The organism is Aeromonas sp. 602396 (assembly GCF_049173735.1).
Taxonomy (GTDB): Bacteria; Pseudomonadota; Gammaproteobacteria; order Enterobacterales; family Aeromonadaceae; genus Aeromonas; species Aeromonas veronii_A.
The window spans coordinates 301738-325583 of sequence record NZ_JAAKSD010000002.1; the positions used below are offsets into that span (position 1 = coordinate 301738).

At 60.1% G+C, this 23846-nt stretch carries 18 protein-coding genes; 7 read left to right on the forward strand and 11 right to left on the reverse strand.

Features of this window, described 5'->3' with window-relative positions; genetic code table 11:
- Positions 1-118 precede the first annotated feature (118 nt).
- From dapB to carB, 3 genes are all read left to right on the forward strand, one after another.
- Entirely contained in the window at positions 119-931 is an 813-nt protein-coding gene (gene dapB / locus G5229_RS04990) for a 4-hydroxy-tetrahydrodipicolinate reductase (protein ID WP_005347132.1), read from the forward strand.
- 670 nt (positions 932-1601) lie between these two features.
- Positions 1602-2738, forward strand: coding sequence for a glutamine-hydrolyzing carbamoyl-phosphate synthase small subunit (carA, locus tag G5229_RS04995; RefSeq protein WP_005337628.1), 1137 nt, complete (start codon positions 1602-1604; stop codon positions 2736-2738).
- 20 nt (positions 2739-2758) lie between these two features.
- The gene (carB, locus tag G5229_RS05000) at positions 2759-5983 is read left to right on the forward strand and encodes a carbamoyl-phosphate synthase large subunit (RefSeq protein WP_266135090.1); all 3225 of its coding nucleotides are present in this window, start codon (positions 2759-2761) and stop codon (positions 5981-5983) included.
- A 124-nt stretch (positions 5984-6107) separates the two neighbouring features.
- Here the strand turns inward: carB and G5229_RS05005 are convergent, their stop codons facing one another.
- Complete coding sequence (locus G5229_RS05005) at positions 6108-7028, reverse strand: sterol desaturase family protein (RefSeq protein WP_421208755.1); 921 nt, start codon at positions 7026-7028, stop codon at positions 6108-6110.
- Between the two features lie 257 nt (positions 7029-7285).
- Here G5229_RS05005 and G5229_RS05010 point away from each other — a divergent pair, with 257 nt between their 5' ends.
- Positions 7286-8467, forward strand: a complete 1182-nt coding sequence (locus tag G5229_RS05010; RefSeq protein ID WP_266135089.1) for a DUF1615 domain-containing protein — start codon at positions 7286-7288, stop codon at positions 8465-8467.
- 48 nt (positions 8468-8515) lie between these two features.
- On the opposite strand, the gene G5229_RS05015 is transcribed toward G5229_RS05010, so the two are convergent.
- Positions 8516-9373: an NERD domain-containing protein gene (locus tag G5229_RS05015; RefSeq protein ID WP_421206484.1), complete on the reverse strand. Its 858-nt coding sequence runs from the start codon at positions 9371-9373 to the stop codon at positions 8516-8518.
- A 257-nt stretch (positions 9374-9630) separates the two neighbouring features.
- On the opposite strand from G5229_RS05015, the gene katG reads away from it, so the two are divergent.
- Positions 9631-11817, forward strand: coding sequence for a catalase/peroxidase HPI (katG, locus tag G5229_RS05020; RefSeq protein WP_421208718.1), 2187 nt, complete (start codon positions 9631-9633; stop codon positions 11815-11817).
- Between the two features lie 106 nt (positions 11818-11923).
- Here katG and G5229_RS05025 read toward each other — a convergent pair whose 3' ends face one another.
- Positions 11924-12841: an autotransporter domain-containing protein gene (locus G5229_RS05025; RefSeq protein WP_227343024.1), complete on the reverse strand. Its 918-nt coding sequence runs from the start codon at positions 12839-12841 to the stop codon at positions 11924-11926.
- A 291-nt stretch (positions 12842-13132) separates the two neighbouring features.
- On the opposite strand from G5229_RS05025, the gene G5229_RS05030 reads away from it, so the two are divergent.
- Together G5229_RS05030 and G5229_RS05035 are read left to right on the forward strand one after the other, a co-directional pair.
- On the forward strand, positions 13133-15106 hold the full coding sequence (locus G5229_RS05030; RefSeq protein WP_216953276.1) for a methyl-accepting chemotaxis protein: 1974 nt from the start codon (positions 13133-13135) through the stop codon (positions 15104-15106).
- A 68-nt stretch (positions 15107-15174) separates the two neighbouring features.
- On the forward strand, positions 15175-16050 hold the full coding sequence (locus G5229_RS05035) for a flagellar protein MotY (RefSeq protein WP_216951135.1): 876 nt from the start codon (positions 15175-15177) through the stop codon (positions 16048-16050).
- Positions 16051-16133: 83 nt separating this feature from the next.
- On the opposite strand, the gene gloA is transcribed toward G5229_RS05035, so the two are convergent.
- The 8 genes from gloA to rsxA all read right to left on the reverse strand — a co-directional run bounded on the left by gloA (position 16134) and on the right by rsxA (position 23779).
- On the reverse strand, positions 16134-16547 hold the full coding sequence (gene gloA / locus G5229_RS05040) for a lactoylglutathione lyase (RefSeq protein WP_005347113.1): 414 nt from the start codon (positions 16545-16547) through the stop codon (positions 16134-16136).
- A 171-nt stretch (positions 16548-16718) separates the two neighbouring features.
- Positions 16719-17360 carry an endonuclease III gene (nth, locus tag G5229_RS05045; protein WP_005350790.1) on the reverse strand — a complete coding sequence of 214 codons (642 nt, stop codon included), beginning with the start codon at positions 17358-17360 and terminating at the stop codon, positions 16719-16721.
- Between the two features lie 13 nt (positions 17361-17373).
- Complete coding sequence (locus G5229_RS05050; protein WP_005350792.1) at positions 17374-18135, reverse strand: electron transport complex subunit E; 762 nt, start codon at positions 18133-18135, stop codon at positions 17374-17376.
- A gap of 15 nt (positions 18136-18150) precedes the next feature.
- Positions 18151-18783, reverse strand: coding sequence for an electron transport complex subunit RsxG (gene rsxG, locus G5229_RS05055; protein WP_005359614.1), 633 nt, complete (start codon positions 18781-18783; stop codon positions 18151-18153).
- Between the two features lie 43 nt (positions 18784-18826).
- Positions 18827-19879, reverse strand: a complete 1053-nt coding sequence (rsxD, locus tag G5229_RS05060; RefSeq protein ID WP_005337606.1) for an electron transport complex subunit RsxD — start codon at positions 19877-19879, stop codon at positions 18827-18829.
- An 11-nt stretch (positions 19880-19890) separates the two neighbouring features.
- A complete protein-coding gene (gene rsxC, locus G5229_RS05065) occupies positions 19891-22602 on the reverse strand; it encodes an electron transport complex subunit RsxC (RefSeq protein ID WP_421208719.1) in 2712 nt (903 codons plus the stop codon).
- 14 nt (positions 22603-22616) lie between these two features.
- Entirely contained in the window at positions 22617-23195 is a 579-nt protein-coding gene (rsxB, locus tag G5229_RS05070; protein WP_101315266.1) for an electron transport complex subunit RsxB, read from the reverse strand.
- Between the two features lie 2 nt (positions 23196-23197).
- Positions 23198-23779: an electron transport complex subunit RsxA gene (gene rsxA, locus G5229_RS05075; protein WP_005337600.1), complete on the reverse strand. Its 582-nt coding sequence runs from the start codon at positions 23777-23779 to the stop codon at positions 23198-23200.
- Positions 23780-23846: the final 67 nt, after the last annotated feature.

Sequence of the window (23846 nt, forward strand, 5' to 3'; positions counted from 1 at the left end):
CCGGTGGATGGGGCCGTTGACGAGTGCTGCAAGGAGTGGTGGCATCATGGCTTTTCAAACCCGGCGCAGGCTGGTAAAACGGTCTCTTTCCATAATTAAAAGAGATGAGAGGGTGGAGATGGACAATCCGATCCGTGTGGCTGTGATGGGCTGTAATGGTCGTATGGGCAAGGTGCTGCTGGAGGCCATCACCAACACCGATGGCGTGGTGGTTGGTGCTGCGCTGGAGCGGCCGGGCTCGGCGGTGATCGGTCTTGATGCCGGTGAGCTCAATGGGCTGGGCCATCTGGGTGTGGCCATCAGTGACAGTCTTGACAAGGTGCGTGACGAGTTTGATCTTATCATCGACTTCACCCGCCCCGAGGTGACCCTGGCCAATCTGGCCTTTGCGCTGGCCCACCACAAGCAGATGGTGATCGGCACCACCGGTTTTGACGATGCAGGCAAGGCTGCTCTGAAAGAGGCTGGCAAGCAGATCGGTATCGTGTTCGCCTCCAACTACTCGGTCGGGGTCAACCTGGTGTTCAAGCTGCTGGAGCAGGCCGCCAAGGTGATGGGGGATTACACCGACATCGAGATCATCGAGGGCCACCATCGCCACAAGGTGGATGCGCCATCCGGTACTGCCCTCTCCATGGGGGAAGTGGTCGCCAAAACCCTGGGCCGGGATCTCAAGGAGTGCGCCGTCTATGGTCGCGAGGGGATCACTGGCGAGCGGGATCGCAACACTATCGGCTTTGCCACCATTCGCGCCGGCGATCTGGTGGGGGAGCATACCGTCATGTTTGCCGATATCGGCGAGCGGGTGGAGATCAGCCACAAGGCCTCCAGTCGCCTGACCTTCGCCAACGGTGCTGTGCGAGCGGGCAAGTGGCTTGGTCAGCAGGGGGCCGGTCTTTATGACATGCAGGATGTGCTCAATCTCAAGTGATGCCTCTGAGCGGCACTTTCGTATTACTGCTACCCAGTGAAAAACCCCGGCTTGCCGGGGTTTTTGCTGTCAGTTAGCCAGAGTTTGTATAAAAAAACACACTGCCTGCAATTTTTATCTGAATGCCTTATAAATCACACTATTGCGTTATCCACCAGATTTTTCCTTCCTGAATGTCATCACCAGGTAACAGATTTGAGCATCTTTATGGCGGGTAAAGCCATTTTTTTACACGGACCGGAAAAGACTAAAAATTCAAACACAGAAAAACGTTTTCCATTTTTCATGCTCACTCTTGTCATCATAAAAGCGTTAAATTTGTCATTAATGTTTTTTTTTGTAAAAATAAACGCCATTGTTTTAATTGGGTTTTTTGTTTGTTTTTGTCGTTATCTCTGGCTTGGTGGCATCTTTTGGTGGTGGTTTTTCCTTTTCTTTCGTGGGAGGGGGTTGCAAAGCGACCAAGTGCATAGATAATGGGTAATGTTGCTTTTTTATTGAATTTAGATGCATTTCATCTGAGAAAAGACGTTGAAATGCCACTTTTTTTAAGTAGAATGCGCCCAATTTGCCAGAAATCTGCCGGGTTCGAGTCCTGTCCAAGACCGGAACCGAGCCCGCAACACCCAGGTAAATTGCTGAATTTAAAGCTAAATAACTGGAGGTTGTCTTGAATCACACTGCATTGCTAGTGCTGGAAGATGGAACTGTGTTCAAAGGCGTGTCGATAGGCGCCGAGGGATGTTCCGTTGGTGAAGTGGTTTTCAATACGTCGATGACGGGCTATCAGGAAATCCTCACCGATCCCTCTTATTCCCGTCAGATAGTCACCCTCACTTACCCCCATATAGGCAACACCGGCACTAACAGCGAAGATGAAGAGTCCAGTCAGATCCATGCTCAGGGATTGATCATCCGGGACCTTCCGATACTTGCCTCCAATTTCCGCAATCAGCAATCCCTCTCCGAATACCTCAAGTCTCACAACATCGTTGGCATCGCCGACATCGACACCCGTAAACTGACCCGCATCCTGCGCGAGAAAGGCGCTCAGGCTGGCTGCATTCTGGCAGGCAAACAGGTCGATGAAGCCTATGCCCTCGAACAGGCCCGCGCCTTCCCCGGTCTGAAGGGGATGGATCTGGCCAAAGAGGTCACGGTTGGTGAAGCGTACAACTGGACCGAAGGGAGCTGGCAGCTTGGCAAGGGGCATGTCACCCCGGATGCCGACCAGCTGAAATACCACGTGGTAGCCTATGACTTTGGCGTCAAGCGCAACATCCTGCGGATGCTGGTTGACCGTGGCTGCCGCCTGACCGTGGTGCCTGCCAAGACCCCGGCCGCCGAGGTACTGGCGATGAACCCGGATGGCATCTTCCTCTCCAACGGCCCCGGCGACCCCGAGCCGTGCGACTACGCCATCGAGGCCATCAAGGCTTTCCTTAATACCAACACGCCGGTATTCGGCATCTGTCTGGGTCACCAGCTGCTGGGTCTGGCCTCCGGTGCCAAGACCGTCAAGATGAAGTTTGGCCACCACGGCGCCAACCATCCGGTGAAGAGCCTCGATGACAACACCGTCATGATCACCGCTCAGAACCACGGCTTTGCGGTAGACGAGAACAGCCTGCCGGATTGCCTGCGCGCCACCCACGTCTCCCTGTTCGATGGTTCCCTGCAAGGTATCCATCGCACCGACCGTCCGGCCTTCAGCTTCCAGGGGCACCCCGAAGCGAGCCCGGGCCCGCACGACTGTGCCGGTCTTTTTGACCACTTTATTGAATTGATTAAGCAGTATCGCGCCTAAGAAATAGAGGAAAGAGTTTCATGCCAAAACGTAACGACCTTCAGAGCATCCTGATCCTCGGCGCCGGCCCCATCGTCATCGGCCAAGCCTGCGAATTTGACTACTCCGGCGCCCAGGCGTGCAAAGCCCTGCGCGAGGAGGGCTACCGCGTCATTCTGGTCAACTCCAACCCGGCCACCATCATGACCGACCCGGAGATGGCAGACGCCACCTACATCGAGCCCATCACCTGGGAAGTGGTGCGCGAAATCATCAAGAAAGAGCGCCCGGACGCCATCCTGCCCACCATGGGCGGCCAGACCGCGCTCAACTGCGCACTGGCGCTGGAGAAGCATGGCGTGCTGGCCGAGTTCGGTGTCGAGATGATCGGTGCCACCGCCGACGCCATCGACAAGGCCGAAGATCGCTCCCGCTTTGACAAGGCGATGCGCAGCATCGGCCTGGAGTGCCCGCGTGCCGGCATCGCCCACAACATGGAAGAGGCGTGGGGCGTGCAGCAGATGGTCGGTTTCCCCTGCATCATCCGTCCCTCCTTTACCATGGGTGGCTCGGGTGGCGGCATCGCCTACAACACCGAAGAGTTCGTCGAGATCTGCGAGCGCGGTCTGGATCTCTCCCCGACCAAAGAACTGCTCATCGACGAGTCGCTGATCGGCTGGAAAGAGTACGAGATGGAAGTGGTGCGGGATCGCAACGACAACTGCATCATCGTCTGCGCCATCGAAAACTTCGACCCCATGGGTATCCACACCGGTGATTCCATCACGGTCGCGCCAGCCCAGACGCTGACCGACAAGGAGTACCAGCTGATGCGCAACGCCTCCATGGCGGTGCTGCGCGAGATCGGTGTCGAAACCGGCGGCTCCAACGTCCAGTTCGGCATCAACCCGAAAGATGGTCGCATGGTCATCATCGAGATGAACCCGCGGGTGTCGCGCTCTTCTGCGCTGGCCTCCAAGGCGACCGGTTTCCCCATCGCCAAGATCGCCGCCAAGCTCGCCATCGGTTACACCCTCGACGAGCTGATGAACGACATCACCGGCGGTCGCACTCCGGCCTCCTTCGAGCCGGCCATCGACTACGTGGTCACCAAGGTACCGCGCTTCAACTTCGAAAAATTCGCCGGTGCCAACGACCGTCTGACGACCCAGATGAAGTCGGTCGGTGAAGTGATGGCCATCGGCCGCAACTTCCAGGAGTCCCTGCACAAGGCGCTGCGCAGCCTCGAGACCGGCAAAACCGGCTTCGACCCCATGGTTGACCTCAATGCCCCGGACTCCCTGACCCGCATCCGTCACGAGCTGCAGGATGCAGGTAGCGACCGTATCTTCTACATCGCCGATGCATTCCGCGCCGGTCTCTCCATGGATGGCATCTTCAAGCTGACCAAGATTGACCCCTGGTTCCTGGTACAGATTGAAGACCTGGTGAAACTGGAAGAAGAGGTGAAAGAGCGCGGCATGGCCGGTCTCGATGCCGACTTCCTGCGTGCCCTCAAGCGCAAAGGCTTTGCCGATGCCCGTCTGGCCAAGATCCTCGGTGTGGCCGAAGGGGAAGTGCGCAAACTGCGTGCCCGCCACAACATCTTCCCGGTCTACAAGCGGGTCGATACCTGCGCCGCCGAGTTCGCCACCAACACCGCCTACATGTACTCCAGCTATGACGAGGAGTGCGAAGCGGCCCCGAGCAACCGCGACAAGATCATGATCATCGGCGGCGGCCCGAACCGTATCGGTCAGGGTATCGAGTTTGACTACTGCTGCGTGCACGCGGCGCTGGCCCTGCGCGAAGATGGTTACGAGACCATCATGGTCAACTGCAACCCGGAGACCGTCTCGACCGATTATGACACCTCGGATCGCCTCTACTTCGAGCCGGTGACCCTGGAAGATGTGCTGGAAATCGTGCGCATCGAAAAACCCAAGGGCGTGATTGTCCAGTACGGTGGCCAGACCCCGCTGAAACTGGCCCGTGCACTGGAAGCCAACGGCGTGCCGATCATCGGTACCAGCCCGGATGCCATCGACCGCGCCGAAGACCGCGAGCGCTTCCAGTCTGCCGTCGAGCGCCTCGGCCTCAAGCAGCCGGAAAACGGCACCGTCACCGCACTGGAGCAGGCCGTGCTGCTGGCCGAACGTATCACCTACCCGCTGGTGGTTCGCCCCTCCTACGTGCTGGGTGGCCGCGCCATGGAAATCGTCTATGACGAGCAGGATCTGCGTCGCTACTTCGCCGAGGCGGTAAGCGTCTCCAACGAATCGCCGGTACTGCTGGACCGCTTCCTGGACGATGCCACCGAGCTGGACGTGGATGCCATCTGCGACGGCACCGATGTGGTCATCGGCGGCATCATGGAGCACATCGAGCAGGCCGGTATCCACTCCGGTGACTCCGGTTGCTCCCTGCCTCCTTACACCTTGTCCAAGAAAATTCAGGACGAGATCCGCGAGCAGGTGCGCAAGCTGGCGCTGGAGCTCGGCGTTATCGGCCTGATGAACGTGCAGTTCGCGGTCAAGGGCGATGACATCTACCTCATCGAGGTGAACCCGCGCGCCGCCCGTACCGTGCCGTTCGTATCCAAGGCGACCGGTGCCCCGCTGGCCAAGATTGCCGCCCGTGTGATGGCCGGTCAGTCGCTGCAAGAACAGGGCTTTACCAAAGAGATCATCCCGCCCTACTACTCGGTGAAAGAAGTAGTACTGCCGTTCGCCAAGTTCCCGGGAGTTGACCCGCTGCTGGGGCCGGAGATGCGCTCTACCGGTGAGGTTATGGGAGTGGGCAGCAGCTTTGCCGAGGCCTATGCCAAGGCGCAGCTGGGTGCCAACCACGCCGTACCGAAAGAGGGTCGTGCCCTCTTGTCAGTGCGTCACAGCGACAAGGCGCAGGTGGTCGACTTGGCCGCCAAGCTGCTGGAGCTGGGCTACGAGCTGGATGCCACTCACGGCACCGCGGTCGCGCTGGGTGAAGCGAGCATCAACCCGCGCCTGGTCAACAAGGTGCACGAAGGTCGCCCGCACATTCTGGATCGCATCAAGAATGGCGAGTACACCTACATCGTCAACACCGCCGAAGGGCGGGTGGCGATCCAGGACTCCAAGCAACTGCGTCGCGCCGCCTTGCAGAACAAGGTGGCGTATACCACCACCATGAATGAGGCGTTTGCCACCTGCATGGCCATCAGTGTGGATGCCACCGCCAACGTCAACTCGGTGCAGGAGCTGCACGAGCGGGTGAACAACCGCTAATACTTTGCAAGCGAGCCATGCTCGCTCCGCATAGATGACAAGCCCCCGCCAGCAATGGCGGGGGCTTTTTTATAACGACGGGTTTGGCGCTACGGGGGCCAAATTCATGGGGGGAAGAGCGGGGCTACCGTAAATCAGGCTGCGGCTTGCGACTGCGTGGATGGGGCAGGGCATGCCACAGCTTGCGGGCCGTGACCAGAAAGGGGCGCAGGATCAGCGCGCCCAGGCGACTGTAGCGCACATTGTCTTTCGGGCCGACCCCGAAGGTAAGGGACTCAGGCTGGTGGTTGGTGACGTAAAGAGTGCCGAACCACCAATCCCACAGCGACAGGTTGATCCCGAAGTTGTGGTTGAAGTGGCGGGGATCCCGGCTGTGGTGGATCTGATGCTGGGCCGGGCTGTTGAAGATATGCTCCAGCCGCGGGCCAAACGACAGCCAGATATGGCTATGGCGCAAATTGGCGGCCAGCGAGTTGAAGATCAGCACCAGATAGCCCACCCCAAACAGGGTGTAGGGGCGCACGGAGCCGCCGCACAGCCAGTAGAAAGCACCGGAGTAGAGGGCGAGCGCGCTCCCCTTGAGCAGGTTTTCAGCGAGCTTCTCCACCAGATGAATGCGGCTGGCGGTCGGCGGCACCAGCACTGTGGCACTGTGGTGCACCTTGTGAAACTCCCACAGCCAGCGGCTGTGAAAGACACGGTGCAGCCAGTAGTGGACGAAATCGCTGACCAGAAATACCCCGAGGCCGTAAAGCATCATCAGCCAGCTCGCCTCGGCCAGACGGGGACGTTCACCCCACAGGCGGGTGAGCGCGGAGGGATGCAGCCAGATGGCTCGGCCGCCGAGAAAACCGGCGAAACTGCCTGCTGCGGTGCCTTGTTGGTGCCGGTGCACACGGTAGAGGAGGTAGGCAATAAGACCGGATATCAGCAGGAAGGGGAGCCCAAGCCGCCCGTTGAAATCAAGCAGTCCGGTCAGGCAGTGCCAGATCGGAGTGAGCAGCCACTGCTGCACGTAAGCAAAGAGATGGGCGAGCGTATCCATAGGGTCCATACCGTGAGCATCCTGGCGGCGGCATTCTAAATGTAAACAACTCTCGATAAAAGCCCATAGCTGTTGTCGGGTCATACCTGTTATCTGGTCATATATGGGGGCGCTCCTGTTGCGGCAACCCCTGTCTGGTCCGAGGAAGGGGCGAGGCGATGGGACTTTAGCCTTGTGGATCAATTCTCTACAATGAGCCATCATGTGTGCGCCCGCCGCCGGGCGGGTTTGCCTCCAGCCTCAGTACCGGATATCCGATGACGCTCTCTCTCTTTTCTATTTCCCCCGCCATGCGTACGCTGGCGCTGCTGCTCCCCTTGCTGCTGGCCGGTTGTGCCAGCGATCCCGCTTCTGTCCCGGCGCCTGGCGACACAACTGGCGCGACAGTGCCCGCCAAAAAGGCGACCCTGCCAGCCATGCAGCCGCGCAAGCCGGCGGACATGAAGAGCCGCATCGTGAGGTTTCTGCCTCGCCATGTGGTCGACAAGCAGGGGTGGGCCAATGATGTGGTGACGGCGCTCACTACCCAGGGGGTGACAGTCAACGATCACAACGTCTGTACCGTGCTGGCGGTAGCGGAGCAGGAGGCGACCTATCAGGCCGACCCCGTGGTGCCGGGCCTTGGCAAGATCGCCTGGAAGGAGATCAACTCGCGGGCGGCCAAGCTGCTGATCCCCGAGTTTATGGTGCGGGCCGCGCTCTCCATCAACTCGCCGACCGGCAAGAGCTATGCCGAGCGCATCGATGCGCTTCGCACCGAGCGGGAGATGAGCGAAATTTTCGAGGACATGATCAGCATGCTGCCGATGGGCAAGACCCTGTTTGGCAACATGAACCCGGTGCATACCGGCGGCCCGATGCAGGTGAGCATCGCCTTTGCCGAGGCCAATACCCGCGGTTACCCCTATCCGGTCAAGGAGTCCATCCGCCACGAAGTCTTTACCCGTCGCGGTGGTATCTGGTTTGGTACCAAACATATCTTCGGCTATGAGGCGGAGTACCCCGATACCCTCTACCGTTTCGCCGACTTCAACGCCGGTTGGTATGCCAGTCGCAACGCCGCTTTTCAGGCCGCCGTCAGCCGTTTGAGCGGTACCACGCTGGCTCTGGATGGCGATCTGATCCGCTATGACTCCGACCTGCCGGGCAAGACGGAACTCGCGGTCTATACCATTGCCAGCCGGATCAACATGAGTCAGCAGGCGATCCATCAGAGCCTGAAACTCGGCGATACCGCCGAATTTGGCCAGAGCGACCTCTATCATCGCGTGTTCACGCTGGCAGACCAGAAAGCGGGCAAGCGGTTGCCCCGCGCCATCCTGCCGGGCATTCAGCTGAAAAGCCCCAAGATCACCCGCAACCTCACCACCGCCTGGTTTGCCAAGCGGGTGGATGACAGGGAGCAGCGCTGCGTGCGGCAGATGGCGACCATTCGCTAAGAAACACAACAAGGGCGGCCAATTGGCCGCCCTTGTTGTTTCCGATGTTTACCGCTCTTCAGCTTGCCGCGTGATTATCTGCCGGCATTTCGGGTAAGCGCTGCATCCCCAGAACTGTTCCCCCTTGTTGCTGCCACGACGTGCGGTGCGAAGCACCATGGCGTTGCCGCATTTCGGGCAACGCTGCTGGGCGTGACTCGTGTCATGAAGGATGGGGAGCTCCTCTTTTACCATGCTGACGTTATTGCTTGGGGAAGAGGGAATGGCAGGTTGGTTGTGGCGCGCCTTTAGCTGCGCCACATGCTGTTTATGGGTCTGCCAATTGGCGGCCAGTCGTCCCCGCTGGATGGTGTCGATCACTCTGGTGACTTCGGCAGAGGTCAACACCTGCGTGGTTTTACTCTTGATATAGCGAATAAGCCCGCGGTTCATCACGTTATCCGGCATGGGGGTTTTAAAGGTGCAGTCGCCAGTAAAGTAGATAATCGAATGGAGCTGATGATCAGCAAGACCCAGCAAGGATTTGAGCGTCATCAGGTGCAGATAGTTTTGGCGCAGGGGATTTTGAAAGGTATGTCTGCGGCGATAGAGCTGCTGGGTCCAGCTCTTGTGGGCTGGATTGCCAAATATCCACCCCTTGATGTTCTTGGTTTCGATCACAAATAGCCCGAAGCGCGAGATGATCACATGGTCGATCTGGGTAGTGCCCTGCGGGGTTGGCAGCGTCACATCCTTGAGCAGGTGGTACTCCCGCTGGTCGAGAAAAAGCCGGATGCCCAAGTTGATAAATGCCTCCCCAACCATCCCCTTGAACCTGGGCGTTTTGATCAGGGTGGCAATCAACAACAGGGGCAGCAGATACCAGAACTGGCCCAGTAGAATCGCAATAACGGGTGTGAAGTCCATTTCAACGCTGTCGTCTGATGTGCAATGGCAACATGTTAACAGTGGGTTCAACAAGCGTGTGTGATCTATGCCACTACTACTCTGCCAGCGCCTGCATTGTTCTGTTTGTTACCCGGTGACGAGATAGTTCAATCGCAAAACCAGATTGAATTGAACTTTTTTATTCGGTTTTTTAAGTGACTGGTGGGGGGTAGGCTAGTCTCTACTGCGAAGCGAAGGGTTTCGCCGTCATTATGACCACAATGAGGATCTGATAGATGGACAAACACGCTAGCGGGGCCGGTCAGTGCCCCTTTGCCCACGGTGCCAATACCTCTGCCAGCCAGGAGCATCAAGTCTGGTGGCCCAATGCCCTTAACCTCGACATCCTGCACCAGCATGACAGCAAGACCAATCCGATGGATGAGATTTTCGATTATGCCGATGCCTTCAACAGCCTCGATTACGATGCCCTCAAAGCCGATCTGCATGCCCTGATGACCGACAGCCAGCCCTGGTGGCCGGCAGACTGGGGTCACTATGGCGGCCTGATGATCCGCATGGCCTGGCACTCCGCCGGCAGCTATCGCGCTACCGACGGACGCGGCGGTGCCAACACCGGCAACCAGCGCTTCGCTCCCCTCAACAGCTGGCCAGACAACGGCAACCTCGACAAGGCGCGCCGTCTGCTGTGGCCGATCAAACAGAAGTACGGCAACAAGATCTCCTGGGCTGACCTGATGATCCTGGCGGGCAACGTCGCCTATGAATCCATGGGGCTCAAGACCTTCGGCTTTGCCGGTGGCCGCGAGGATATCTGGCATCCGGAAAAAGATGTCTATTGGGGCTCCGAGAAGGAGTGGCTGGCACCGAGCGGTAGCGAAGGGAGCCGTTACAGCGGCGAACGGGATCTGGAGAACCCGCTGGCCGCGGTGATGATGGGGCTGATTTACGTCAACCCGGAAGGGGTGGATGGCAATCCCGATCCCCTGAAAACCGCCCACGACATGCGCGTCACCTTTGCCCGTATGGGGATGAATGACGAAGAGACCGTCGCCCTCACCGCCGGTGGCCACACCGTCGGCAAGGCCCACGGCAACGGCAGCGCAGCCAAACTGGGACCAGCCCCCGAAGGGGCGGATGTGCACGAACAGGGGCTTGGCTGGATCAACCACGAGAGCCGCGGTATCGGCCGTGATACGGTGACCAGCGGGATCGAAGGTGCCTGGACCAGCAACCCGACCCGCTGGGACAACGGCTACTTCAAGATGCTGCTGGGCCACGACTGGTGGCTCAAGAAGAGCCCGGCCGGTGCTTGGCAGTGGGAGCCCGTCGCCATCAAGGAGGAAGATCGTCCGGTGGACGTGGAAGACCCCTCTATCCGCTGCAACCCCATCATGACCGATGCGGACATGGCGCTGCGTTTTGACCCCGTCTATCGGGAGATCTCCGAGCGCTTTGCCGCGGATCAAGCGCTCTTCTCCGACGCCTTTGCCCGCGCCTGGTTCAAGCTTACCCACCGCGACATGGGGCCGCGCAGCCGCTATCTGGGGCCAGAAGTGCCGAGCGAAGTCATGGTGTGGCAGGATCCGGTTCCGGCGGTGGATTACCAGCTCTCTGACAAAGAGGTTAGTGAGATCAAGGCCAAACTGCTGGCCTGCGGCGTGGCGCCAACCGATTTGATCGCCACCGCATGGGACAGTGCCCGCACCTTCCGCGGCTCCGATTATCGCGGTGGTGCCAACGGTGCTCGCATCCGTCTCGCACCGATGAAAGAGTGGGAAGGCAACGAGCCCGCTCGCCTCGAGAAGGTGCTCAACGCCCTGATCGCCCTGCAGGCCTCCCTGAGCAAGCCGGTCAGCATCGCCGACCTGATTGTGCTGGGTGGCAGCGCAGCGGTGGAGCAGGCGGCCAAACTGGCTGGCGTCGATATCGTCGTTCCCTTTGCGCCGGGCCGCGGCGATGCCAGCGCCGAACAGACCGATGCTGAGTCGTTCGCCTTCCTCGAGCCGGTTCACGATGGTTTCCGCAACTGGCAGAAGGGGCACTACAAGGTGCAGCCGGAGGAGATGCTGCTCGACCGTGCCCAGTTGCTGGGGCTTACCGCCCGCGAGATGACTGTGCTGGTCGGCGGTATGCGGGTGCTTGGCACCAACCATGGCGGGTCGGCCCACGGCGTCTTTACCGACCGGGTCGGTGTGCTCAGCAACGACTTCTTCGTCAACCTGACCGACATGGCCTATAGCTGGCAGCCGACTGGCCGCAACAGTTACCAGATCGTGGATCGCCAGAGTGGTGCGGTGAAGTGGACTGCTACCCGGGTTGATCTGGTGTTTGGCTCCAACTCGGTGCTGCGTGCCTACGCCGAGGTCTATGCCCAGCAAGATGGCAAGGAGAAGTTCGTCCGAGACTTCGTCAAGGCCTGGGTCAAGGTGATGAACAATGACCGTTTCGATCTGAAATAAGTCACTTCAACCCCAATGAGAACGCCAGCCGCAAGGCTGGCGTTTTTTATGGTGGCGGTGATAGCTGCATGATGCGACTCGGAGGATGCCCCTCTGGCAGCCCGGGTTAGAAGCTCATGGCCAGCCCGATGGAATAACCGCTGGTGTTGTGGCTGAACATGTAGCGGGCAACCAGCCGGGTACGGGTGACAATGATGTCGTACTTGCTGCTGTCCAGCTCCAGACCGGCGCCGATGGAGTTGAGGGAGTCAAAGCCAAGCAACCCCCGTTGCTCCCCCAGATATGCGGTATGAGCCCCCTCCAGTACATAGCGCACCGGTCTGTCGAGCAGGGTCCAGTGGAACAGCGGGGCGCGGCGGCGCAGATAGAGGCCGAGGTTCTCCGCCTCGGCGTGACCACGGACGCTGGTCGAGGTGCCGCCAAAGCTCTGCAGGTGCTGATAGGAGTAGCGCAGTTCGGCATCTATGTCCTGGGCCGGTGAAAAGAGTTCGTAATCGAGCATCAGCGAGCCACCCAGCCCGTACATATTGAGCTGACCCCCATCGAGAAAGTCCAGCGAGTAGCCCTTGGTACGATCCAGCAGCCAGTTGCCGATCCGCAGGTCGCTGGCCATGGTACCGAGCGAGACGTTGGCTATGGGGCGCAGCACCCAGTGGCCGCCACGCGGATCTTTGTGAAGGGTGACATCCCAGCCGATCCCGCCCGAAGCGGTCAGGCTATTCCACTTGGTCGGTATGGTGCGACTCTCGGTACCATTGCTTATCACAAACTGGGGGTCGTAGCGGCTGTAGCCCAGCGCCCCCTCCAGATAGATGGGCACGGCTTCGCTCAGGGTTGCGCCGCCTCCCAGTTGCCCCATGTTGAGCGCAGAAGATTGGCCAGTGCTGCTGCCGATGTCCAGGTTGCTGGCGGTGATGTCCGGCACCACGCTGAAAGTCATCAGCGAGATCACCGCATTGGCCCGTTTTTGCGCCCAGTCTTCCTCCTGATCGTCAAGGTTGTTACTGGCCGCGAGTGACGCCATGGGCAGGGTCGCCGCGAAGAGGGCGCAACCCAGACGGTAAAGCGGGCAGAGCGGGTGTTTCATGGCTGGATTCCCCAAACAAGCGACCTCCTGTCGCCCTGATCTACTGTAGCGAGTTTCTCTCTGGCTGTCTCGACCTGACCATTGGGCTGGGCTATGGGGTGCTGCGTGGCCATCTACAGAAAATGGTTGATGCAGCTCATGGTTCTGGCCAATGGCAGATGTCGTCAGCGGCATAAGCGAGCAGGCCGGATATAATCAACGCGTTGATAAAAATGACAGGAGTGCGGGATGAACAGACTCGGATTGGCCGGCAAGATGTTGCTGGCAATTTGCCTGCCGTTATTGGCGCTGCTGTTTTTCGCCAGCCACTACGCATACGACAGATATCGGGTGACCCATGAGATGACGCAAGCCCTGCAGCAGCTGGCTGTGGTCGAACGCAGCGCCCAGTTGGTGCACGAGCTGCAAAAGGAGCGTGGCATGTCGGCGGGGTTTATCGGCTCTGAAGGGCGCAAATTTGCAGATGCCCTGCCACGTCAGCGGCAACAGGTTGATGAAGCCATTCATCGCTTTCAGGGGTTGGAGAGGGGGGTTGCCCACGAGCAGGTGGATCTGGCTTTGCGCGAGTTGATGGGGATCCGCAATCAGGTGGACAAACTGGCCATAGAGGCCCCGCGTCAGGTCGCCTTTTATAGCCAGTTGATTGCTTCTCTGCTCAAGGTCGTGGATGAGATTAGTCTGCGTAGCCAGGATGCCGCTATTGCCTTGCAGACCAATGCCTACGCCGCATTTTTGCAAAACAAGGAGCGTATGGGGATGGAGCGGGCGACCCTCAGCAATGTCTTTGCCAAAGGGAGTTTCACCCCGGCTACCTTGCAGCAATTTATGTCCCTGCTCGCTGCCCAGCAGAGCTATCTGGAGCGTTTTCGCGCCGTGGCAAGCGAGCCGCAGCGACGCCTGCTTGAGCAAATTGAGAAGAGTCCGGTGATGGCAGAGGTCGCGAAATATGAGCAGCTCGCCCTGGGCAAGATGACCGAGGGGAGCTTTGGCGTCGATCCGGAGCGCTGGTTTGCCGTGAGCACCGAGAAGATCGACCAGCTCAAACAGGGCGAAGATCAGCTCTTCCAGCAGTTGTTCGAACGGGTTGAGCAGATGCAGGGAGAGAGTCAGCGCAACTTCTGGTGGGGGGCTATGGCGGTTCTGTGCTGCCTGCTGTTGACTACCCTCATCAGTTGGAAGGTGCTGCGGGATGTGCATCTGGGCTTCGTCGCTCTGCATCGCACCTTTTCACGGCTCGTCAATGACAATGATCTGACGGTGAGGGTCAACTGGCAATCGGGTGACGAGCTTGGGGCATTGGCGCGGGATCTCAACCACTTTCTGCAGCATCTGGAAGGCTTGTTGCTGGAGGTGCGCCGCTCCTGTGAGATATTGACCCGTAGTGCCAGCAACTCCAGCGAGGTGATTGCCGAAGTGAATGAAGGTGTGGTGCGTGGCGTCGGTCAGGTTGAACTGGTTGCCACCGCCGCAACGGAAATGGCTTCGACGGTGGCCGAAATTGCTCGCAATGCGACCCAGACCTCACTGGCGACCCAGCAGGCCATTGGCCGTGCCCGGCAGGGGGACAAGGAGGTGGATCAGACTATCGCCGCCATCGAGCAGGTGGCTGGCACCCTCGACGAGACCCGGCTGTTGGTCAACAACCTGCATCAGGATACCGAGTCCGCCGTCGAGGCACTCAACCTCATCAAGCAGATCTCCGATCGCACCAATCTGTTGGCCCTCAATGCCGCCATTGAGGCAGCCCGTGCCGGTGAGTCGGGGCGCGGCTTTGCCGTGGTCGCCGATGAGGTTCGTTCACTGGCTGCCCGTACCCAGCAGGCGGCAGATGATATCGAACAGATGCTCTCCCGTTTGCGGGCTGGAGCCCTTCAGGCGGTGGTGGCCATGCAGTCGGGCAGCGAGCAGGCGGGCCTCAGTGTCAGTGAAGCGCAGCGGGCGGGTCACGAGCTGACCGACATCGTCAATGAGGTGCGCAAGGTGAGTGACATGACGGCGCAGGTGGCTACCGCAACCGAGCAGCAGCGCTACGTAACGGACGATATCCAGCACAACGTAATGACCATCCGCGAAGTGTACGAGGCCCATCGCCAGCACTCGGTCACCCTGCAGCAGAATAGTGTCGAACTGGATCAGTTGGCACGGGAGCTGGCTGGACGAATTGCCAGCTTCAAGTTGCTGGAGAGAGCCTCTCCCCACTGATCCATTTGCGCTAAAGCTTGTCCCTCCCTGGCCGATACCCCTTGTGAGATCGTGTGGAGGACAAGCAATTGAACGCTTGGGTGTTGGGGTTGGTCAGCATATCCGTGAGTATGCAGTTACAGGCTGGGGTCACCGAATTTGGTGCCGGTCTGGATCAATCCGTCTGGCGTTTGACCTCCGATACCCAGATTGAGTGTCGCCTCGAGCATCCTATTCCCAACTGGGGAACGGGGGCTTTTGTCAGTCGTGCCGGTCGCAAGATCAACCTCGACTTTGAGCTCAAGGGCAAGCGGCCGCAGGCCCAGACCCAGACGGTGAGTCTTGGCATCATGCCGCCGGTATGGCGCCCGGGAATAGCCGGGCGAGAAGTGAGTCAACTGCGTTTCTATCAGCAGTTCGATGGGCTGGTGGAGGGGCAAACCGCCTGGACCATGCTCGACGAGCTGGAGGGGGGGCGGATGCCGACCTTCCAGTATCGGGACTGGTATCGCCAGAACCGCGCGGTGCGAGTGTCCCTCTCGTCGGTTAACTTTCGGGTGAAATATCAGGCCTTTATCGACTGTCTGAGTGGGCTCTTGCCCTACAGCTTCAATGACATCGCCTTTAGCGTGCTCACCTACGACAAAAACAGCGATCAGCTCTCCATCCCCTCCAAGCGGCGGCTGGCGATGATCAGCGAGTTTATCAAGGCGGACAAGAGTATCGACGTAGTGGTGATCGATGCTTACAGCGATAGCTATGGCGGCCGCTGGCCGAACCTGAAACTCTCCGAGAAGCGGGCCGATGCCATCAAGAAGGTGTTTGTCGATTTGGGGATCGAGCCCGGCAAGATCTCGGTGGAGGGGCATGGTGAGAAGCAGCACGTTGCCTCCAACGAAACCGAACAGGGACGTGCCAAGAACCGGCGGGTGGTGATCAGCATGGGGCGCAATGGCGAGATCTAGCGCTGTCCCCGGCAAAGAGGCATAAAAAAGAGCGCATCTGCGCTCTTTTTTGATCCTGCCATTCGGCAGCGGAATCGGGCAGCTTAGAAGCTGTCACCGAGGCCAGTACCGGCATCTTTCTTGGCGATCAGTTCAATCTTGTAACCGTCCGGATCTTCGACGAAGGCGATCACGGTAGTGCCGCCTTTAACCGGGCCCGGCTCGCGGGTGATCTTGGCACCGGCGGCGCGCAGGGCGTCGCAAGTGGCATAGATGTCGTCCGCTTCCAGCGCGATGTGGCCGTAAGCAGAGCCCAGTTCGTACTCGCTCACCCCCCAGTTGTAGGTCAGCTCGATCACCGCTTCATCCTTCTCGTCACCGTAGCCGACGAAGGCCAGGGTGTACTTGTACTCGCTGTTCTCGCTCTTGCGCAGCAGCTTCATGCCAAGGACACGGGTGTAGAAGTCGATGGAGCGTTGCAGATCGCCGACACGCAGCATGGTATGCAGAATTCTCATTGCTCAGTTCTCCGGGTTGGTGATGTGTACTGCTTTCAATCTCGGTTGCGAGGCTATCAGCTTTCTGGATAGACCTTCTCTTTGTACTCGCAGAGGTCCTCGATGATACAGGAACCACTGCAGCGGATGTTTGCGAGCGAGACAGGTAGGACGGTTGTAGCGCCCAGTCATTCAGCTCTCTGGATAGACCTTCTCTTTGTACTCGCACAAGTCCTCGATGATACAGGAACCACAACGGGGCTTGCGAGCCAGACAGGTGTAACGCCCGTGCAGGATCAGCCAGTGGTGGACATCCAGCTTGAACTCGGCGGGCACCACTTTAAGCAGCTTCTCCTCCACCTGATCCACGTTCTTGCCTACCGCAAAGCCAGTGCGGTTCGATACCCGGAAGATATGGGTATCGACGGCGATGGTGGGCCAGCCAAAGGCGGTGTTGAGCACCACGTTGGCGGTCTTGCGACCGACGCCCGGCAGGGCTTCCAGCGCTTCGCGGTTCTCCGGCACCTCGCCTCCGTGGCGCTCCAGCAAGATGGCGCAGGTCTTGATGACGTTCTCGGCCTTGGTGTTGAAGAGGCCAATGGTCTTGATGTACTCCTTGAGCCCGTCCACCCCGAGATCCAGCATCGCTTGCGGGGTGTTGGCCACCGGATAGAGCTTGTCGGTCGCCTTGTTGACGCTGACATCGGTCGCCTGCGCCGAGAGCAGCACGGCGATCAGGAGTTCAAACGGCGAGTTGAAGTTGAGCTCTGTGGTGGGGTGGGGGTTGTTTGCCCGCAGCCGCTCGAGGATCTCTCTGCGTTTCTGGTTGTTCATGGCTTGCGTCCGATCATAGCTCGGTCGCCCGGACGCGGGCCGGGGCAACGTTGCAGTGGGCCACTGTGGCTGCTTGTTTGCGGTCCCGCCAGTCGTTGATGGCGTTCTTGGCGGCGATCAGCAGTCCCAGCCCGATAAAGCCGCCCGGCGGTAAAATTGCCAGCAGCAGGCTGGCATCGGCGTGGAACAGCTCGATGCGCAGGGATTTGGCCCACTCGCCCAGCAGCAGCTCGGCGCCATCAAACAGGGTGCCCATGCCGATGATCTCGCGCATGCCGCCCAGTACCAGCAGCACCAGAGTAAAGCCAAGGCCCATCATCAGGCCATCGAGGGCCGCCAGCAGCGGCGGGTTCTTGGAGGCATAGGCCTCGGCGCGGCCGATGATGACGCAGTTGGTGACGATGAGGGCGATAAAGATGCCGAGCGCCTGATAGAGGCCGTAGGTGTAGGCGTTCATCAGCAATTGCACGCTGGTCACCAGCGAGGCGATGATCATCACATAGACCGGGATGCGAATATCCTTCGGCACCCAGTTGCGCACCAGCGAGACGGCGAGGTTGGAGCAGACCAGCACCGCCATGGTGGCAAGGCCCAGCCCCAGCGCATTGGTAAAGGTGGAGGAGACGGCGAGGGTCGGGCAGAGCCCCAGCACCTGCACCAGCGAGGGGTTGTTCTTCCACAGCCCCTGACTCATCAGCTCCTTGAGCTCGCCCTTGCGGCTTTCCAGCTCGGCAATCGGGGTTGCGCCCGTTTCAATCTGTTCCATCTGGTTCATGATGGCTCGACTCCGTTAGTTCGCCGCCGGACAAGCCGGGGCGTTGCTGAGCAGTTCGGGTTGCTCCTGCTGCAGTTTCAGCAGGTTCTTCACCGCCTTGACCACGGCTCGCGGGGTGATGGTGGCGCCGGTAAAGGCATCGAACTCGCCGCCATCCTTCTTCACCGCCCACTGGGGCTCGTTGTCATGGGTCAGGAATTTTCCGGCAAAGCTGTTGATCCAGTCCGATTTCTTCAGCTCGATCTTGTCACCGAGACCCGGGGTCTCGTTGTGAGCGAGCACTCGCACGGCGGTGATTGTGCCCTTGGCATCAAAGCCCGCCACGATGCGGATCGCCCCGCTGTAGCCATCCGGTGCGATCGCCTCCAGCGCATAGCCGGTCACCACGCCATTTTTGCTGGCGGTATAGAGGGCTTGCGGCTGATCGCTGCCGAGATACTTCCTGCTGGTCACCTGCTTGCAGCTGGCCACCAGATCGTTGTCATAGCTCCCCTCCGGCAGCAATACCGAGAGGGTCTGCTGTTTCTCCAGCTGCTGCTGGTGGGCGATTTTATCCTTGGTCAACTCGTTGGTCAGTACCACCAGCGCGGTACAGCCGAGCGCGAACATCGCCAGAATAAGGCCGTTCTTGCGCATGCTCTTTAACATGTCCGGGCTCCGTCAGCTGTGATGGGGAAAGAGGGCAGAAACATCATTGGCGACGGGCTCCATACACTTTCGGGCGAGTCAGGCTGTCAATAAAGGGTACGCAAAGGTTGGCCAGCAGCACGGCGAAGGCGAACGCATCCGGATAGCCGCCAAAGCGGCGAATGATGTAGACCAGCACCCCGATCAGCACGCCATAGACCAGTCGGCCGCGCGGTGTGGTGCAGGCGCTGACCGGATCGGTGGCGATAAAGAAGGCCCCCAGCATGGTGGCGCCGCTAAAGAGATGGAACATGGGCGTGGCAGTCGCATCCGGGCTCACCAGATAGCCGATGGTGGAGGCCGCCAGCAGGGCACCGAGAATCGCGGTCGGAATGCGCCAGTTGATCACCTTCTGCTGCAGCAGGAACAGGCCGCCCAGCAGATAGCCGAGGTTGACCCAGCTCCAGCCGATGCCGCCCCAACCCTCAAACAGCGGGCCGCTCAGGATCTCGCCGGTGGTGAGCCCCTGAGTCAGGCCGGTTTTCAGGGTATCGAGGGGAGTCGCCATGGTGAGACCATCCACCCCCTGCTTGAGCTGGGCCATGCTGTAGCCGTCGAGACTAAAGCCGGTGAAGATGACCGACGCCGCATCACCAAAGCCGAGGCTGTAGGCGCGCACGCTCTCCGGCGGCAGCCAGCTGGTCATCTGCACCGGGAAGGAGACCAGCAGCAGCACATAGGCGACCATGGCCGGGTTGAACAGGTTCTGACCCAGTCCGCCGTAAAGGTGTTTGGCAACAATGATGGCAAAGGCCGTGCCCACCACCAGCATCCACCACGGCAGCAGCGGCGGCAGGGAGAGACCAATCAGCACGGCGGTGAGCGCCGCACTGCCATCCATCAGGGCAGGCTTGATGGCGCGGCCACGGAGCTTGAGCACCAGCGCCTCGCACAGCAGCGCAGTGACCAGCGCCAGCAGGATCTGGATAAAGGAGCCCCAGCCGAAGAACCAGGTCTGGGCCAGCAAGCCCGGCACACAGGCCAGGATCACCAGCAGCATCAGGGTTCGGGTCTGTTTGCGGTTATGGGCAAACGGCGCAGTCGCAATATTGAACATGAGTCTGTCGATTACCTTGTGGTTGTTCGGTCGGCTGACGGGGCATCTTCAGCGGCGGTCCCGGCGGCTCTGGCTGCCTCGGCCGCCAGCTTCTTCGCCTTGGCGCGGGCCACGGCGGCTGCAATGGCCGCTTTTTTCGGATCAACCGGGGCGTCAACCGCTGGAGCACTCGCTTCAGGAGTCTCTGCTACGGCAAGTGGTTGCTCACTGCTGGCCGCATCGCTTTGCATCGGCTCGGCCGGTGCGCGCTCACCCTCAGCTCCGGCTCTATCTACCTGAGTACCGGCACTCTCTACCTCTGCACTGATACGCTCGCTCTGCTGGGCCAGCTTTTTGGCCTTGGCCCGGGCGATGGCTGCGGCGATAGCGGCCTTCTTGGGATCGACCGCTTCACTTGCAGCCGTATCGCTGTGGCTGGTGGTTACTTCGCTCTTGGCTAGCGCCACGTCAAGGGTCTCCGCGCTTGCTGATAGCTCACCTTGCGTACCCTCAGCACCGGCACTTTCGCCCTGCTGGGCCAGCTTTTTGGCCTTGGCACGGGCAATGGCAGCGGCGATAGCTGCCTTCTTGGGATCAACCGCTTCGCTGACAGCAGATGGCGCATCACTTTGGGTTGCAGCGGATTCGCTGGTGCCAGCATTTGCGGTCAGGTTGCCCTCAGCGCTGTCGCCCTGCTGCGCCAGCTTTTTGGCCTTGGCACGAGCGATGGCAGCAGCAATTGCAGCTTTCTTGGGATCTGCGGGTGCATCGCTTTGGGTGTCAGCGTCGGTTGTTGCGCTGTTGGCTGCGCTTACCGGCTCGCCACTGGCCTCGGCCTTTTTGGCTTTGGCACGGGCAATGGCGGCGGCAATTGCTGCCTTTTTCGGATCAACCTCTGCTTTTTGCTGATCAGCATCTACCGCAGGCGCAGCAACGGCTTCGGCAGCCACAGGCTCGGCGCTATCGCCAGCCTGAGCGGCTTTCTTGGCCTTGGCGCGCGCCAGTGCGGCGGCGATGGCTGCTTTCTTTGGATCGCTGGCGGGGTCAACCGCCTCGGCGGGTTGCGCCGCAGCGGCTGTTTCGCTGTTTGCGCTCTCTGCCAGCTTGGCGGCGCGGCGCGCTTCCGCTTCCCGTTTGCGGGCTTCGCGGGCGGCAATCACGGCGCTGTTGTCGGGCAAGCCCTCGGCGGTGGCGGCAATGGCAGTGATGGGGGCATCCTGCTTGGCCTTGATACGGGCCAGTGCGGCGGCTACCGGATCTTCGCCGCCTGCGGTCGTCATGGTTTGACGGCGCTGGGCGGCGGCTTCGGCGTGGCGCGCTTCGCGGGCTGCTTTCTCACGCTCGAAACGGGCCTGCTTGGCCTCGAAACGCTGCTTGGCGCGCTCGGCTTTTTCGGCCTCGGCACGGGCTTCGCGAATGTCGTCTTTGGCGATCTTGTAGTATTGCACCAGCGGGATCTCGCTCGGGCAGACCCAGGCACAGGCGCCGCACTCGATGCAGTCCATCAGGTTGAGCTTTTCGGCCTTGTCATACTCCTTGGCCCGGCTGTACCAGTAGAGCTCTTGCGGCAGCAGGGTGGCCGGGCAGGCATCGGCACAGGCGCTGCAACGGATGCAGGGCTGCTCCGGGCCGGGGGCGGGCAGCTCGGCCTGCGTCGGCGCCAGCAGGCAGTTGGTAGCCTTGACCACAGGCACCATGGCGTGGGGTAGGGTAAAGCCCATCATGGGGCCTCCCATGATCACCCGCTGCTCCGCTTCCGGTTGCAGCTCGAAACGCTGCAACAGCCAGCGCACCGGCGTACCCAGGCGCACCCAGGCGTTGCCGGGTTTCTTGAAGCTGTCGCCGGTGAGGGTGACGATCCGCTCGATCAGCGGTTCGCCGTCGATAATGGCGCGCTTGATGGCAAACACGGTGGCGACGTTGAGCACCATGATGCCGATATCGACCGCGCGGCCGCCTTTGGGCACCTGACGTCCGGTGAGCAGTTCGATGGTCTGCTTGGCACCGCCCGAGGGGTACTTGGTCGGCACCGTCTTGACCAGCACATCTTCATCGGTGGCGTAGCGGGTCAGCTGCTCGATCGCCTCGGGCTTGTTGTCTTCTACCCCGATCAGGGTGAGTTTCGGTTTGAGCAGGTGCTTGAGCACCCGGATGCCATCCATGATCTCGTCGGCGTACTGCTGCATCAACCGATCGTCGGTGGTGATATAGGGTTCGCACTCCAGCCCGTTGACGATCAGGATCTCGGTGAGCTGGCCGCGGCCGTCGAGTTTGCTGTGGGTCGGGAACACGGCGCCGCCAAGGCCTGCCACCCCTGCTTGCTGGATGCGTTCGAGCAGCTCGCCCCGCTCCAGATTCCAGTAATCGGCTTTGCCATTGCGCTCGCCCCACTCATCTTCGCCATCGGGGGTGAGAATGACACAGAGATCGCCGAGCCCGGAGGGGTGGGCAACCGTGTGGTTGCCAATCTCGGTGATGGTGCCGGAGGTAGAGGCATGGACGGGGACGACCCGCCCCTTGGCATAACGGGTCAGCGGCTGCCCTTTTTTGACCTTGTCGCCCACCTGCACCAGCAGATCGCCGGCGGGGCCTGCGTGCTGGCGCAGCGGAATGATGAGGCGCGGCGGCAGACCGGCGTCTACCACCAGGCTCTGGCTTGATTGCAGCTTGTTGTCGGCGGGGTGAATGCCACCGTGAAAGTCCCAGAGCGTGCCGGCTTTGATACGTTCGAGTAAGGAATGCATGGTTGCTCCGCTGTTTATTCCACTATCTTGACCGGAATCTTGCCCGGAACATGCACGTTATTGAGATCCCACTTCCAGTTATCGACCGTGGTGGGCAACGGGATCATCTCGATGCAGTCGGTCGGGCAGGGATCGACACAGAGATCGCAACCGGTGCACTCGTTGGCAATCACGGTATGCATCGCCTTGGTGGCGCCGACGATGGCATCCACCGGGCAGGCCTGAATGCACTTGGTGCAGCCGATGCACTGATCTTCGTGGATAAAGGCAACCTTTTTGACCGGCACGGCGGCCTCGTCACTGCCCCCCAGCGGTTGGGGCTCTACCCCCATCAGATCGGCAATCTTGCGCATGGTGGCCTCGCCACCGGGTACGCACTTGTTGATCTGATCGCCGTTGGCGAGCGCCTCGGCGTAGGGTTTGCAGCCGGGATAGCCGCACTGGCCACACTGGGTCTGGGGCAGCAGGGCATCGAGCTGGTCGACGATGGGGTCTGCTTCCACATGAAACTTGACGGCGGCAAAGCCCAGGATAATCCCGAACGCCAGCGCCAGCAGGGTGAGCACCAGAATGGCAAAGAGAATATGGATCATGGTTATATCTTGATAAGGCCGGTAAAGCCCATAAAGGCCAGCGACATCAGACCGGCGGTGATCATGGCAATCGACACCCCGCGAAACGGCGCGGGCACATCGGCGGCGACCAGACGCTCGCGCATGGCGGCAAACAGGATCAACACCAGCGAGAAGCCGGTGGCGGCGCCAAAGCCGTAGATCACGCTCTGGATAAAGTCGTGTCGCTCATTGATGCTGAGCAGCGCCACCCCGAGCACCGCACAGTTGGTGGTGATGAGGGGCAGGAAGATCCCCAGCAGGCGATAGAGGGTCGGGCTGCTCTTGCGCACCACCATCTCGGTAAACTGCACCACCACGGCGATCACCAGAATAAAGGCAAGGGTGCGCAGATAGGCGATATCCAGCGGCAGCAGGATATAGTGCTCCACCAGATAGGAGCTGGCACTGGCGAGAGTCATCACGAAGGTGGTCGCCAGCCCCATGCCGATGGCGGTTTCCAGCTTGCCGGAGACCCCCATAAAGGGGCAGAGGCCGAGGAATTTCACCAGCACGAAGTTGTTAACCAGCACGGTGCCGATCAATAAAAGCAGGTACTCAGTCATCAATTACCGTCACTGAAAGTCGGGTTATCGGGGTTTGAAGGCGGGCGGTATTATCTGACGTTAGGGC